This window comes from Streptomyces sp. NPDC003393 (assembly GCF_053589015.1).
This window is the reverse complement of record NZ_JBSFRB010000025.1, coordinates 85,260-99,299: the sequence shown is the minus strand read 5'-3', so window position 1 is coordinate 99,299 and position 14,040 is coordinate 85,260. Positions and strand designations below refer to the sequence as shown.

11 protein-coding genes, 1 pseudogene and 1 CRISPR repeat array are annotated in these 14,040 nt (G+C 70.9%); of the genes and pseudogenes, 3 read left to right on the top strand and 9 right to left on the bottom strand.

Annotated features, from left to right (window positions below; translation table 11 throughout):
* Nucleotides 1-53 precede the first annotated feature (53 nt).
* A complete protein-coding gene (locus ACWDUZ_RS23530; protein ID WP_451633749.1) occupies nucleotides 54-1,547 on the top strand; it encodes a hypothetical protein in 1,494 nt (497 codons plus the stop codon).
* Here ACWDUZ_RS23530 and ACWDUZ_RS23525 read toward each other — a convergent pair.
* Genes ACWDUZ_RS23525 through ACWDUZ_RS23515 form a run of 3 tightly spaced genes read right to left on the bottom strand, consistent with a single transcriptional unit; the run spans nucleotide 1,507 to nucleotide 5,593 of the window.
* Nucleotides 1,507-2,736: a hypothetical protein gene (locus tag ACWDUZ_RS23525; RefSeq protein ID WP_451633748.1), complete on the bottom strand. Its 1,230-nt coding sequence runs from the start codon at nucleotides 2,734-2,736 to the stop codon at nucleotides 1,507-1,509. The genes ACWDUZ_RS23530 and ACWDUZ_RS23525 overlap by 41 nt on opposite strands.
* Nucleotides 2,733-4,367 (bottom strand): lipopolysaccharide biosynthesis protein, encoded by a 1,635-nt coding sequence (locus ACWDUZ_RS23520; RefSeq protein WP_451633747.1) that lies wholly within the window; start codon nucleotides 4,365-4,367, stop codon nucleotides 2,733-2,735. Before ACWDUZ_RS23520 ends, ACWDUZ_RS23525 begins: the two co-directional genes overlap by 4 nt.
* Complete coding sequence (locus tag ACWDUZ_RS23515) at nucleotides 4,364-5,593, bottom strand: glycosyltransferase (protein WP_451633766.1); 1,230 nt, start codon at nucleotides 5,591-5,593, stop codon at nucleotides 4,364-4,366. Before ACWDUZ_RS23515 ends, ACWDUZ_RS23520 begins: the two co-directional genes overlap by 4 nt.
* Before the next feature lie 281 nt (nucleotides 5,594-5,874).
* Between ACWDUZ_RS23515 and ACWDUZ_RS23510 the strand changes: the two genes are divergently transcribed.
* The gene (locus ACWDUZ_RS23510) at nucleotides 5,875-6,327 is read left to right on the top strand and encodes an adenylyltransferase/cytidyltransferase family protein (RefSeq protein WP_451633746.1); all 453 of its coding nucleotides are present in this window, start codon (nucleotides 5,875-5,877) and stop codon (nucleotides 6,325-6,327) included.
* Here ACWDUZ_RS23510 and ACWDUZ_RS23505 read toward each other — a convergent pair.
* Nucleotides 6,290-7,093 (bottom strand): CDP-alcohol phosphatidyltransferase family protein, encoded by an 804-nt coding sequence (locus ACWDUZ_RS23505; protein WP_451633765.1) that lies wholly within the window; start codon nucleotides 7,091-7,093, stop codon nucleotides 6,290-6,292. The genes ACWDUZ_RS23510 and ACWDUZ_RS23505 overlap by 38 nt on opposite strands.
* A gap of 229 nt (nucleotides 7,094-7,322) precedes the next feature.
* On the opposite strand from ACWDUZ_RS23505, the gene ACWDUZ_RS23500 reads away from it, so the two are divergent.
* On the top strand, nucleotides 7,323-8,336 hold the full coding sequence (locus ACWDUZ_RS23500; RefSeq protein ID WP_451633745.1) for a LacI family DNA-binding transcriptional regulator: 1,014 nt from the start codon (nucleotides 7,323-7,325) through the stop codon (nucleotides 8,334-8,336).
* Nucleotides 8,337-8,358: 22 nt separating this feature from the next.
* Here ACWDUZ_RS23500 and ACWDUZ_RS23495 read toward each other — a convergent pair.
* From ACWDUZ_RS23495 to cmr1, 5 genes and pseudogenes are all read right to left on the bottom strand, one after another.
* A pseudogene (locus ACWDUZ_RS23495) lies at nucleotides 8,359-8,709 on the bottom strand (ISAs1 family transposase); the annotation flags it as partial.
* Between the two features lie 64 nt (nucleotides 8,710-8,773).
* Nucleotides 8,774-9,058 carry a CRISPR-associated endonuclease Cas2 gene (gene cas2, locus ACWDUZ_RS23490; protein ID WP_451633744.1) on the bottom strand — a complete coding sequence of 95 codons (285 nt, stop codon included), beginning with the start codon at nucleotides 9,056-9,058 and terminating at the stop codon, nucleotides 8,774-8,776.
* A 9-nt stretch (nucleotides 9,059-9,067) separates the two neighbouring features.
* Entirely contained in the window at nucleotides 9,068-10,945 is a 1,878-nt protein-coding gene (gene cas1 / locus ACWDUZ_RS23485) for a CRISPR-associated endonuclease Cas1 (RefSeq protein WP_451633743.1), read from the bottom strand.
* A 112-nt stretch (nucleotides 10,946-11,057) separates the two neighbouring features.
* Nucleotides 11,058-11,761: direct repeats of the CRISPR family, unit length 36 nt; unit sequence GTTTCTATGCCCTACGGGCTGCACGTCACAGGGAAT.
* A 201-nt stretch (nucleotides 11,762-11,962) separates the two neighbouring features.
* Complete coding sequence (gene cas6, locus ACWDUZ_RS23480; protein WP_451633742.1) at nucleotides 11,963-12,787, bottom strand: CRISPR system precrRNA processing endoribonuclease RAMP protein Cas6; 825 nt, start codon at nucleotides 12,785-12,787, stop codon at nucleotides 11,963-11,965.
* Nucleotide 12,788: 1 nt separating this feature from the next.
* Nucleotides 12,789-14,039: a type III-B CRISPR module RAMP protein Cmr1 gene (gene cmr1 / locus ACWDUZ_RS23475; protein WP_451633741.1), complete on the bottom strand. Its 1,251-nt coding sequence runs from the start codon at nucleotides 14,037-14,039 to the stop codon at nucleotides 12,789-12,791.
* Between the last annotated feature and the right edge of the window lies 1 nt (nucleotide 14,040).

Below are 14,040 nucleotides of genomic sequence, written 5' to 3'. Positions count from 1 at the left end.
TCACTCGCACACAAATCCGTAGACTCTGTGAACGAAAAGCAACAGGGGGGTTCATGGCGGCGGGATTTCACACGACGCGTGCGGCTCGTGCGCCGCACGCGGTCGAGGCGCCCGCCGCCGCGCGGGTGCAGCCCGGCGCCCTGCGACGGGTGCTGGCGCTGCCGCTGGTGCTGGGCCTGACCGTGCTGCTGCCCGCGTTCGTCACGCTGCACCCGGGCGCGGGGCTGCGCGACCAGGCGTACTGGCTGCAACTGGTCCTCACGGTGTACGCGGGCGCCCGGCTGTCCACGATGATCCTGGGCCGGCACCGCAAGCTGCTCCAGGGCACGTTCTGGCTCTTCGTCTACATGGCGATGGGCATCGCCCCGCTCGCACAGGCCGTCATGGGCTCCTACCCGGTGCCGGTGGCGGGCTCCCGCAGCGACCTGGCGCTGGCGGTCGGGCTGGTGCTGGCGGCGTGCGCGGCCTTCGACGCCGGCGCGCTGCTGGTACGGCCGGGGGTGCGGCCGACGGCGCGTACCGTGTTCCGGCCCGCGATGGTCGCCCGGCGGCGCCTGGCGCTGCTGGTGGCGCTGGCCTTCGCGGGCAGCGCGCTGTTCGTGCTCAAGCTCGGCGGGCTCGGCGTGTTCTTCGCCAGCCGGATGGAGATCACCCGGTCGATCGACGACAGCGGGCTGGGCGACGGCGGCTCGCAGGCCGGTACGGCGATGCTGCGCGGCTTCGGCACGGTCCCGGCGCTGCTGGCGCTGATGGTGGTGACCCGCTGGCTGATCACCTCGCGCGCGGCGCGCAGGCGCCCGCTGCCGTGGCTGACGCTGATCGCGCTGGCGGGCGTGAACGTGGTCGTCAACAACCCGATCTCCAACCCGCGTTACTGGTTCCTGACCGTGCTGCTCGCCCTGCTGTTCACGGTGTTCCCGCAGAGCCCCACCATGTACCGCACGGCGCTGACGCTGGGCGTCGCCGCGGCCGTGTTGATCTTCCCCTTCGCGGACAAGTTCCGCTACGACAGCGCGAACACGCCCGCCGCCCGGCAGACCTCCTCGGTCCTCGACCCACTGGTGGAGAAGGACTACGACCAGATGGCGATGTTCGCCAACACCATCACCTACGTCGACGCGGGCAACGGCCACACCTACGGCCGCCAGCTGACCGGTTCGGTGCTGTTCTTCGTGCCGCGCTCGGTGTGGACGTCCAAGCCCAAGGACACCGGGGTGATGGTGAGCGAGTGGATGGCGACGGCCAACACCAACCGCTCCTCCCCGCTGTGGACCGAACTGTGGCTGGACTTCGGCTCGGCGGGGATGGTCGCCGGGTTCGGGCTGATCGGCTGGGTGGCGGCCCGGGTGGACCGGCGCTACGCGCACAAGGTGGTGCGGGCCGGCCCGGCGAGCATCCTCACCCTGGCCGTCCCGCTCGTCGCCGGCTACTCCTTCATCCTGCTGCGGGGGCCGCTGCTCCAGGCCTCCGGGCGGATCGCGATCGGGGTGATGTGTCTGGCGCTGATCACGACACTGCGCCCGGAGCGGTGGCGGCAGCTGCGCTGACGGCCGCCCTGCTCTCGGGTCGGCGGACGGCCTTCCACCAGGCCGCCGTGCCCTTGAGCACCGAGCCGGCGCACAGTCCCCAGGCGGCGCCGGTGACGCCCGCCCAGGCGTACCCGGCGAGCAGCAGCCCGGCCGAGACCGGCGAGAACACCAGCTGCACCGGCAGCGTGGTGCGCGGCGCGAGCACGCGCAGCGCGAGCAGCCCGCACACGCCGAACGCCATGGCCGCGTACTGGGCGCCGGTCGCGGGCAGCACCCTGGCCGCCGACTCCCAGGTGTCGCCGAGGAGCTGACGGCCGTAGCGGGTGGGCAGCGTGTACAGGACGGCCGCCCAGCCGGCCGCGACCACGGCCAGCGCACAGCCCGCGGCCAGCGCCGCGCGACGGGGTGCGGGATGCCGGGTGAGCAGGGGCGGACCGAAGCCGGTGGCCGCGTTGAACGCCACGTTCAGCGGACCGAACAGGGTGGTCGCGCCGCGCAGCGCGCCCACCGCGAGCGGGGTCGCGAACAGGCCGAGGGCGAGGACGGCGAGCTGGCTGGTGGCGTTGCCGACGCCGAACTCCACCAGGAAGCGGCGGCCCAGGTGACCGCGGGCGACATAGCGTCGCAGGTCGGTGCGCGCGCCGCGGACGTGGGGGCGCAGCAGGACCAGGGCGAGCAGCAGCGCGGGCAGCGCGGACAGCCCCCACACCAGCGTCGTCCGGGCGGCGGAGGCGCCGTTCGGCTGCACGGCCAGCAGGGGCAGTGCCGCGCCGAGCCGCACCAGGTCGGTGAGCAGCGCCAGGTGGGGGGTGCGCAGCACGGAGAAGCAGTACCGCAGGGTGTCCTGCGTGAGGGTGACCGGCAGGACCAGGCCGAGCGCCCCGTACACGGCCGCCTCCGAGGAGGCCGCGGCGGCGCCCCCCGCGAGCAGGGCGCCCAGCACGGTGGAGGCGGTCGCGGTGAACGCGGCGGCGCCGCGGCAGGCGCGACCGAGGGTCTCCGGCTCGCCGCGGCGCAGCACCAGTTCCTGGCCGACGTAGGCCCCGAACGCGCCCAGCAGCACGCTGAAGACGACGTAGGCGGTGGCGAACACGGCGAAGGTGGCGGCCTCGCTGTGCCGGGCGACCAGGACCAGGACGGCGATGTTGGTGAGCGCGCTGACCGCCTGGTCCAGGACGGAGCAGACGACGGCGGTGCGGGCTCTCACCGGCTGCCCGAGGACAGGGTTTTGAGGGGGACGGTCTCGTCGTGCAGCGGGGTGGAGGGCGCCGGGACGGTGGCGGCCTTCGGTGCCCGGCGTCCCTTCTTCCCCCGCCGGCGGTGTGCGCCGGGGTGCAGGACGGCGCCCAGGACCTGGCCGCCCGCCCCGTCGATGAGTTCGCGGATGCGCTCCAACGCGGTGCGGGCCGTGGTGCGCGGGTCGCAGACCACGACCACTCCGTCCACGCGGTCGACGAGCGCGAGGGCGTCGGCGTAGGACAGCACGGGCGGGGCGAGGACGACGACGGTGGTGCCCGGTGCGTCCGCCTGGTCCAGCAGGCGGGTGGTGGCCGGGGAGGTCAGAGCGCGCGCCACGTGCGGCACGCGGGCGCCCGGGACGAGGTCGAAGGTGCCGGACTCGCCCGCGTCGACCGTGATGATCCGGCCGGCGGGCCACGGGGTGCCCTCCCCCGAGCGACCGGTCGCCCACGTGGCACGTGCGCGGGACACCTCGGGCAGCCGGTCGGCGAGGTCCGGGCGGCGCAGGTCGGCCTCGACGAGCAGCGCGGACATGCCGGTCTCGGCGAAGCAGGCGGCGAGGTTGACGGCGACGGCCGCGGCCGTGGCGCCCTCGCCGTTCGGCTCGACGACGAGCAGTCTGCGGCGGTCGGCGAAGTGGCGGTCGTAGGCGAGCCGGAACGCCACCGAGCGGTACTGCTCGGCGAGGGCGTCCTCGACGGCGAGCAGCGGCCCCTCGGGAGCCTTGGGCAGGACGCCGAGGACGGGGGCGCGCAGGGCGCGGGCCACGGTCCCGGCCGAGCGGGCCGACGGGTCGAAGATCATCCGCAGCCAGGCGCCGAGCAGGCCGACCGCCAGGCCGAGCACCCCGCCGAGCGCGATCAGCAGCGGGGTGCCCAGACCCTCGGGCTTCTTCGACGGCTCCGCGGTCACCGTGACGTAACCCGCCGTGGTGTCCAGGGACTTCAACTCGCTGATGTTGTTGGTGAGCTGGGTGATCTGGCCGAGCAGGTTGGCCTGCGCGGCCAGCACGGTGCTCTTCTCGGTGTCGCCCTGGAGCCGGTTGATCTGCTTGATCAGGTCGTCGCGCTGCTTGGCGAGCGGGTCGAGCTGCGCCTTGTAGCCCTGGACCATCTTGGCGACGGTGCTCTCGGTCTGCTTCTGGCGGTAGTCGAGGTAGGCCTGCGCGAACGCGTTCGCGCCCTCGGCGGCGGCGCCAGGGGTGCCGGCGACGTAGGAGAACTTCAGCACCAGCGTGTTGGGCGGGTTGGTGACCTGCAGATGGCTCTGCAGGTCACCGATCTCGGCGGCACCGCGGCCGAGCTTCCGCGCGGCACGGGCGGCCACCGCGTTGCCCGCCGCGCTCTGGCGTTCGCTGCCGATGTTGATCTGCTTGTCGGCGGCGACCCCGTTCGACACGTACGGGTTGATGGTGGCCGCGCGGACGAGGACCTCGCTGGAGGACTCGTACGTCGGCGCCGAGCCGAAGGCGAACCAGGAGCCGGCGAGCAGCCCGGCGAGCAGGCCCGAGCCCACCAGGACGCGGTGCCGCAGGACCTGCTGCACCTGGTCGCGCAGGAGTTCCGGTTCGTCCTGCTGCCCCCGTGCCTCTTCGTTCATGCGTGTGCCGCTCCTTCGTGGGCGGTGGTGCCCTGTTCCAGTGCCTCGGCGAGCAGGCCGTCCAGGCGGCCGAGTCCGGCCGCGCGGCTGAGCCGCTCGTCCACGTACACGGGGCCGCGGGCCCCCAGCCGGTCCGCCGCCTCCGGGTCGGCCGCCAGGTCCTTCAGGGCCTTCAGCAGCGCTGCCGGGTCCTCCGGCGGGACCAGCACCCCGGCGCCCGAGCGGCGCACCTCGTCGGCCGTGCCGCCCTCGGCCGCCACCGAGGCGATCACGGGCCGACCGGCGGCGAAGTAGGAGGTGAGCTTCGACGGCACGCTCATGTCGAGCACGGAGGCCCGCTGGGTGACCGCGAGGACGTCCGCGGCGGCGAGGACGTCGGGGAAGTCCGCCTCGTCGGCGGCCGGGAGGAAGCGCAGGTTGGGCAGGTCTCCGGCGCGTTCCCGCAGGGCGGCGCGCTGGTTGCCGTCGCCCATGAGGACGACGTCGACACCCGGATCGAGCCGGGCCGCCTCCACGAGCACCTCCAGGCCCTGTTTCAGGCCCATGTTCCCCGAGTGGAGCACGACCTGGCGGTCCTCCGGCCAGCCGAGGCGGGTCCGCGTCTCGGCGCGCGGGCGCGAAGGGCGGGCGACATGGGACCAGTTGGGCACCAGCCGGATGCGGGAGGGATCGACGCCCATGGCCTGGACACGGGGCCGGAAGCTGTCGTGGATGACGCCGACGAGGGTGGCCCGGCCGAGCGCGTACCGCTCCGCGCGGGCGGCCACGGCGGCCGCCCTGTCGCCGCCGCTGATCCCGCTCTGCGCGGCCGCCGCACCCATCAGGTCCTGCACGACGGGCACGAACGGCACCCGGTGGCGCCGGGCGATGCGGGCCGCCGCCACCGCGCCCGCCAGGGAGGGCATCTGGGCGACGACGGCGTGCGGGCGCGGCATGCGGGGCGGGGCGGCGAGCTGGTGGGCGAGGAGCGAGGCCTCGAACAGGGCGCGGCGCAGGGCGGTCTGCCGGGCGGGCACGGTGTGCCGGCGCCGGTGCACCGTCACGCCGCCGCGCGACTCCGTGGTCCGCCAGAGGCCCGCGTACTGCGGGTCGAGCCGCCAGGCGGGGTAGTGCGGCATGCCCGCCAGGACGTGCGTGTCCGCGCCGCGCGCCGCCCAGTGTTCGGCCAGCTGGGTGGCGTAGGGGCCGATGCCGGTGTGCTCGGGCGCGTAGTTGGTGGAGACCAGCAGCAGGCAGCGGCCGGCCAGCTCGGCCCCCTGGGTGTGCTCTTCGCCGGCCCGGCCGGAATCGAACCCGGTCAACACTGGTCCCCTTCCCCCCAAAAGCGATCCTGGCCCACCTTAACCGTTCACCGGATCTCCAGGGTGGCTTCACAGTAAGGTCGATGGACCGTCAATCGTCTTTGACGGGTGGTTTTGACGGGTGGGCGTTCGCCACATAGGCACGGCACCGCCGCGGCGGTCGCCCGTGACGCGCACTCGTGACGTTCACCGTGGGGGGAGAACGCATGGTCCATCGTGTCGGTTATGCACCCGGTGTCTACGACCTGTTCCACATCGGCCACCTCAACATCCTGCGCCATGCCCGCAGCCGGTGCGACTATCTCGTCGCCGGCGTGGTGTCGGACGAGATGGCCGAGCTCGCCAAGGGGCGCAGGCCCGTGGTCCCGCTGCCGGAGCGGCTGGAGATCGTGCGCAGCGTCCGGCACGTGGACGCGGCGTTCGTGGAGACCGTGCCCGACAAGCTGGAGACGTGGAAGCAGGTCCGTTTCGACGTGATCTTCAAGGGCGACGACTGGCGGGGCACCGAGAAGGGGGAGAAGCTCGAACGTGACTTCGCGGCCGTCGGCGTGGAGGTCGTGTACTTCCCGTACACCGTCCACACCTCCAGCACCCTGCTGACCAGGGCGCTGGACGCGCTGGTCACGCCGGCCTCCGGGGAAGCGCGGACAGCTCCCTGAACCACTTGGCGAGGAACGCCACGAGGAAGAGGGCGTGCACCGCGGCGAGGACGGCGTACACCGCGCGGAACAGCCCGGGCGCGCCCAGCGTGAGGAACACCAGGCAGAACACCCCGTAGTCCACCGGCAGCAGGGCGACCGCCCGCAGCAGGGAGGGCGGGGCCGCGGCGGGCGCGCCGCCGTCCGGGTTCCCGGATCTCTCCGGGACCGCCCGGGAGGCGGCGCGCTTGAGCTGCTCGGTGAGCAGACCGCCGCAGAAGGTGACGACGGCCGCCAGCTGGAAGCCGAGCGGAAGCAACAGCCAGCCGTCGCCGGGGAGGTCGAAGTAGCGGTAGAAGGAGATCAGCACCGCCGTGTGCAGGGCGACCATCTTCACGCAGTCGACCACGTGGTCCAGCCACTCCCCGGCCGGTCCGCCCTTCCCGGTGAGCCGGGCGAGCTGCCCGTCGGCGGAGTCGAAGGCGAAGCCGACGACCAGGGCGGCGTACACCGCCAGGGCCAGCGGCCAGGAGGGGCGTACGAGGGCCACGGCGGCGATGCCCCCCAGGGTGAACACGGCACTGACCAGCGTGACCTGGTTCGGCGTGAGCCCCGCCCGGTACGCCCCCGCCGCGAGGTAGCGGCCGGCCGGCCGGTTCACGTACCGCGAGTAGAGCGACACGCCTTTCGCCGACTTCTGCGCCCCGCGCAGCTCCCCCAGTACCGTCGTCCCCACGAGCCCCCCTCGCGTCCGCACTGCGGCACCGCCCCCGGCGCCCCGGCCCATCGCCATGATGACATGGGGAACGTCCCGGTCCGAGCAGCCGGACCGGCGACGGACCAGGAGGGCCGTCCCCGGGTCACCGCCCTGTCGCCGACCCGGGCACAGGACGGTGTCGAAGCGCTTCGACAACCTATGGACTCTCACCCTCACTGGGGCTACTGTCGAACGTCCTCATACTGTATCTGTCGGCAACACGCGCGCGTCGAAGCGCTTCACATGCTTGGAGAGCCGGATGGTCACCCTCGCCGAGGTCGCCCAGCACGCCGGAGTCTCGGCGAGCACGGTGAGCTATGTCCTCAGTGGCAAGCGGTCCATCTCCGCGAGCACCCGGCAGCGGGTCGAGCGGAGCATCCGGGAGCTCGGCTACCACCCGAACGCCGGCGCCCGCGCCCTGGCCAGCAGCAGGTCCAACATCATCGCCCTGATGATCCCCCTGCGCACGGACATGTACGTGCCGGTGATGATGGAGATCGCCGTCGCGGTCGCGACCACCGCCCGCACCCACGGCTACGACGTCCTCCTGCTCACCGGCGAGGAGGGCCCCGACGCGGTGCGCCGGGTGACCGGCAGCGGGCTGGCCGACGGGATGATCGTGATGGACGTCGAACTCCAGGACGAGCGCCTGCCGCTGCTGCGCGATACCGGCCGGCCCTCGGTCCTGATCGGCCTGCCCGCCGACCCCACCGGTCTGACCTGCGTCGACCTGGACTGGGGTGCGACGGGTGCGCTGTGCCTGGAACACCTGGCGGTGCTGGGCCACCGCGACATCGCGGTCATCGGCGAGGCGCCCGGCGTCTACGAGCGGCACACCGGTTTCGCCGAGCGCACCCTGGACGGGCTGCGCTCCCGCGCCCGGGAGCTGGGCCTGAAGATGCTGCACCGTCCCTGCGCGGGCGGGTACGACGCGATGGCCGCGACCCTCGCCCGCATCTTCGACGAGCGTCCGGGCACCACCGGCTTCGTCGTGCAGAACGAGTCCGCGGTGGAACCGCTGCTCGCCGTGCTGCGCCGGCAGGGCCGGGCCGTGCCCGAGGACGTGTCGGTGGTCGCGATCTGCCCGGAGCAGGTGGCCGTCCAGGCCTCGGTGCGGCTGACCTCGGTCGCGGTCCCCGCCCAGGAGTTGGGCCGCCGCGCGGTCGAGCACCTGGTGGCCAAGCTCGACGGGCGCGGCAGCCACGAGGTGGTCCTCCTCGCCCCCGAACTCACCGTCCGCGCCAGCTCGGGACCCGCCCCCTCCGCACCCTGATCCCCGCGCACCGCCCTTTTGATCATGTGATGCCGTAGAGGCTGACGACGAGGGTGTGTTCGGTGTGGGCCCGGCGGCCGGCGGCGGTGTTGACGTACCCGGCAAGCGTGAGCGCGCCGCGGATCAGGTCGCGGACGGCAGCGAGGACTGCGGGCGTGTTGTGGGTTCTGACCTGGGACTTGTCTCCGTTGAAGGTCACATCCCGACACCAGTGGACGGGGTTCTTCACCGTCCAGTGCCCGCGAGCCCATGAAGTGATCTCCGCGGCACTCGCCTCCTCGGCGGGCAGGTCGGTGAGAGCGTAGACGGTCTCTCTGGACCACTTCTTCGCTCCGCGGAGACGGCGTCTGCGCTGGATGCGCAGCACCTGGGCGGTTCGCCCCGGCGCCGGACCGTCTTGGGCCTCCCGCCTGCTCACGTGGTCGGTCTCCTCGCGCCTACACGATCCAGAAGTCAGCTTGCTCCTCCAGTCGGCGGTTGCCCAGTATCACCAGCTCGTTGAGCGATGCCGCGGCCAGTGGGTACAGGCGGACCTGGTCCTCGTCGCGGTCGACCAGCTTCCGCAACGCGCCTCGCAGTTGCTGCACCGCGCGCTTCGTGGGCAGAGTCAGCTCGAAGACGCTCTGCTGCACGCGCGCTCCCCGGGCTGCCAGGAGGTCGGAGATCTCGGCGCGACGATCGTCGTCACCGATGTCGTAGGTGACCAGCAAGATGTAGGTCATCCGTCGCTGTCACCTCCATGGGATCGGCGTGTACGCGGGTGCCCGGTTCGCGATGACGTCTGCCAGATGGCGGGCTTGTGCGGTGAGAGCTGCGCGGTACGAGAGGCGGCGGCCGGCGGTGGGGTGGTGCGCCACCGTCAGTATCCGCCTCTCGTACGCCGTCAGAAACGCCCGCAGTGTGTCCCGGTCCATGCGGCAGCCCTTCTCCCCGTCCTGGTCCACCACGAAGCCCGCCGGACTGACCTGTCCTCTCGCGCACAGGCCGACGACGAGGTGGTCGACGATCAGTGGGCGGAACTCCTCGATGAGGTCGAGCGCCAGCGACGGTCGGCCACGGCGCATCTCGTGCAGGAAACCGACGCCGGGATCCAGGCCCGCAACCTCGACCGCGGTGACGGCCTCGCGCGTCAGCAGCGTGTAGCCGAAGGAGAGCATGGCGTTGACCGGGTCGGGCGGTGGCCTGCGGCGTCGGTGGGTGAAGGACCAGCCCGGGCCCAAAACACGCCCCAGCGCGGCGAAGTAGTCACGGGTTGCCGCGCCCTCGATACCCATGAGTGCGGCCTCGCTCGCCGCCATCAGCGCGGACTTGCGTGCGGTCAGGAGCCGGGCTGCCACCGGCTCGGTGGCATCGAGGCGGCCGTCGCGGGCGGCCCGTAGGAGACAGGTCCGCATGTTCGCGATCTTGCCGGAGACGAAAGCGGTGGCCAGGTCCAGCTTGGCCTTCCGCCGGTCGGCCAGCCGGTGCTGGCCATGCCGGAGTTCGACATCAGTTCCGTACGGGCCGGTGAGACGGCCCAGAAACTCGCCGTCCTCCTCCGTCAGTACCACTTCGACTCCGTGCCGCAGTGCTCGGCGCAGGAAGGGGCTGGTCAGCGTCGCAGGCGTCGCGCAGACGACTTGGCGGACACGGTCGAAGGGCACCGACAGCAGTTGCTTGTCCTTGCGCAACACCCTCACGCGGGACCCCTTCGCGCGGAGGGAGGAGCCCGGCTCGGTGACGTAGACGGTGCATTCGAGAGATGAGGCCAGTGCGGCCCTGCGGCTTCCGGAGCGGGCAGTGGTCGTCCTGCCGAGGAAGTCGACGCCTTCGTCGAAGCTCTCGATACGGGACTTGCCTTCGTTGAGCTCCAGGTCGAGGCGGCGTAGGGCCTGCTGGGCGAGCTCCAGGGCCTCCTCGCCCTCCGCCTGGGAGGTGACCGGGACGGCGAAATCGTCGCTGTAGCGGAGAACCCGGTGTCCGGCGCGCAGCAGTTCCCGATCGAAGGCGTCGAGGTACAGGTTCGTCAGCACTGGGGAGAGGGAGCTTCCCTGGTGCAGGCCGCGACCGGTCCGGATCCGGGTCGCAGCTGGCCCAACGCCCTTGCGGTTCACCAGCTGTGCCACGAGCTGGCAGAGCTCCGGGTCGGGAACGACTTCCCGCAATCGGGTCAGTGCCGGCCAGCGAGGTATCCGCTCGAAGCAGTCCTTGATGTCCGCCCGCACCACCCGCCGAGCGCCCAGATCCCGCGCCTCCGCCAGGTCGTGCAGGGCGTCGGCCACGGACAGTCCCTTGCGATATGCGTAACTCCAGGGGAGCAGCACCGCGTCGATAAGATCGTCCACGACCTCCATCAGAGCGCGTTCGACGATGCGGTCCTCCACGGCGGGCACCGCCAGCAACCGCTTCCCGCCGCTCCGCTTTCCGATCTCCATCGCGTACACCGGGGACGGCCGCCAAGTCCCCTCACGCAACGCACGACTCAGCCCCGCCAGCCGCCCCAGAATCCCGTCCGCGTACACGGCCACCTGCGGATTGACCTTGCCGTCCTCAAGGTCATTCTTCTGCACCTCCCGCCAGGCGTCCAACAATGACGCCTCCGCAGCGGCACGGTGAAGTAACTCTCCCATCGGACCTCCTCCCACCGGAGCCTGGCCTGACTCGGCCGAATATCCAGTACCTGGGCGTCTGTCTGATGCGCTCCACAATCGACCGCATCACGGTCACCGCCCAGCGATACAAGTTTCCATTTCCTACAGGCTGCACGTCACAGGGAATGAGAGTCGTCTTATTCCCACAACGGAGGGCCGTTGAATTCCGTTCCCATGCCCTGCGGGCTGCACGTCACAGGGAATCCACGGGCGAAGGCTCCTGCGGCTCCGGCGAAGTTTCTATGCCCTACGGGCTGCACGTCACAGGGAATATAACAGCATCGCTGCTGAGCATGCAAGGAACCAACAGGTGCTGCAGTTTCTATGCCCTACGGGCTGCACGTCACAGGGAATAATGGACGACTCGAGTGGCAGAAAGAACAGAACAGGTTTCTATGCCCTACGGGCTGCACGTCACAGGGAATCCAGAAAGCGAAATCCGCGTGGGTATAGGAGGAGTTCGGTTTCTATGCCCTACGGGCTGCACGTCACAGGGAATAAGGCTTCACCCTCTCCGCAGGGGAGGATTGTTTGGGGTTTCTATGCCCTACGGGCTGCACGTCACAGGGAATAAGGCTCCTGCCGACAACGGGAGCAAGCAGGGGAACCAGGTTTCTATGCCCTACGGGCTGCACGTCACAGGGAATATCGTTTTTTTGTTAAAGGCCCAACCCTCCCCGCTGGTTTCTATGCCCTACGGGCTGCACGTCACAGGGAATCCGTGACCAACGAGGACGGCAATGTCACCGGCCGTTTCAAGTTTCTATGCCCTACGGGCTGCACGTCACAGGGAATGCTTCCCGCGAAACGTGGTCGTTGACCTGTGTGAAGGATGTCCGTTGCGCGGCAGCGACACCACAACCATGACGGCGGTGTGACCGACGGCACATTCTCCCTATCGCGACGCCGCGACCTGCGGGTATGCGCCGCGCGAGAACGCCCCATGGAGGCCTGGTCGACGCGTGGGTTGTAACGGCAGGTTTGTCCGGTGTCCACCTACCGGGACCCACCTCCCACCATGTCTCTGCGCCGCTGGCGCGCGCCCTGGTGTCCAGAGGCCGGCCGGGCAGCTTGCCCGCGGCTTCGCTTCGCCGAGTCGCCGGGGACGCGGCTGGTGGTGGCTCCAAAGCCGTGGGTGGTTGCGGCGCCGGTACCGGCGTAGGGGGCGAAGTGGATCAGGGCGGCGAAGAGTTGGCGGGTGGGTGACGTAGCGGTGCGGGTGAGGGCGAGGGTGACGTTGCCGGTGAAGCCGGCGCGGTCGTACTCGTATCCGGAGTCGCGGTGGGTGGTGGTGAGGTGGACATGCTTGACGCGCAGGCAGGGTTGGAGCTCGGCCCAGGCGTCCTCGCGGATGGCGAGGGGTGACGCGGTGCCCACGCCGGTGTTCCATCGGCGACGGTAGCCGCCGAGGATGAGCTTCGGGTCGGCTGTGAGGTCGGGTTCGCCGCTGCGGGTGAAGTAGGTGGGCGTGTGGAAGGTGAGGGTCGCTTCGGCCGCCGGTGGTGCGGTGGCGAGCTCGGCGAAGGACACAGAGTGGAGATCGGTGTGCGTCACCTGGCAGCGGGTGTTGCCGAGGCGGACGAGGCGGGTGGTCAGGGCGTGTTCGGGGACGGGCGTGGTGCCGTACCAGGAGGCGCGGAGGTGGAGTCTGGTCGAGGGCTCGTGGGCCGGGGTGGGGGGCTGGACGGTGAAGGTCTTGGTCTGCGCGGTGTGGTCGGCTCCCTCTCCTTCGAGGAGGTTGCAGGCCAGGCCGTGGAGTTGGCGGGTGCTGGGAGTCCAGGCGCGGATGGTGCGCAGGTCGAAGGAGAGCGTTGCGGGCATGTCACCGTCCTCCCGTGGGGCGGACGAAGGTGCCGCCGGTGCGCATTTTCTCGACCCAGGTGGTCGCACGGTCCTCGATGTCCTTGTCAGAGACGTCGAGGATTCTGCCGTTGACGCTCACAAAGGGAGCCGTGTCCTCACCGGTGGGCAGGAACTCTCCGAGGAGGGCGAAGGTGAACAGGCGTCGGCGGCTCGGCGCGGAGCCGACGACGCGGAACCACACGGGTGAGGCCCGGCGCAGGCTCAGCCCGTCGTCCTCCACGTTGGCGAGAGCCTTGAACTTGGACTTCGGGTCGTAGAACTGGATCGGCAGGCCGAGGGCGCCGAGCGGGAAGTGCTTGCCGCTTCCGCGGATGACGTCCCTGTACTCGGGGGTGTGGGGGACGAGCCGTCCCGGTCCGGGAGGGTCCGGATCCTCGCTGGCGCGGAAGTTGCGCCATTCCTTCCCCGCGGTGGCGAGAAGGGCGGGCCAGGTGGCGGTTCCGGGGCGGAGTGCTGTGAGTGTGTGCGGGCCGAGGGCGGGGTAGCTCGGTCGGCCGGCGGGCCAGGCGGCAGTACGTTCGGCGAGGTCGGCCGGAGCCGCGTCAAGGGCGGCGAGCCACGTGCGGTGCTCGGCCAGGGGTCCGTGTTCGGCGGCAAGGTGGTCGAGGTTTTCGTAGTAGGGGAGGTCTGGGGTGACGAGGTCCTCGGCCGTCCAGGCGCCGGGGAGGGTTCCGGATTTCACTCCGGTGATGCGGAGTCCGCCGAAGCCCTTGCGTACTCGGGAGCCGAGGCCGCCGTAGGTGCACAGCAGCCACAGGGAGGCGAGGGCCAGCGAGGCGACGGCGTCGGAGGTCTGCGGTGCGAAGCGGATGTCGACGTGGAGGCTGGTGTCGGCGGCGATGAAGTCACGCTGGAGCCCTGCGTGTGCGGGGGCATCCTTGCCGGGGAACTTGTAGATGCCTTGGCCGAGGATGTATCGGATGTGCTCCCCGTTGTTCCCGGCGAGGTATCTCGCGGACTCGCGCGGTGCCGGCTGGGGCGGATCGGAGATGCGCAGCAGGATCCGGGACTGCTGGTCGGTTGCTCCGAAGACTTCCCTTTCGAGGTCGGCGAGGAGCCGGAGGTCGTGCCCTACCGTCGGGGCCGCCAGTGCCCGGAACCAGTAGCGCATGCACCCCCGCAGGGACGGGACACGGATGCCGGTGCCTTCATCGGTGCCGCCGCTGAACATGGGCGTGGTCGTCTGGAGAGCCAGTTTGATCCAGGACACG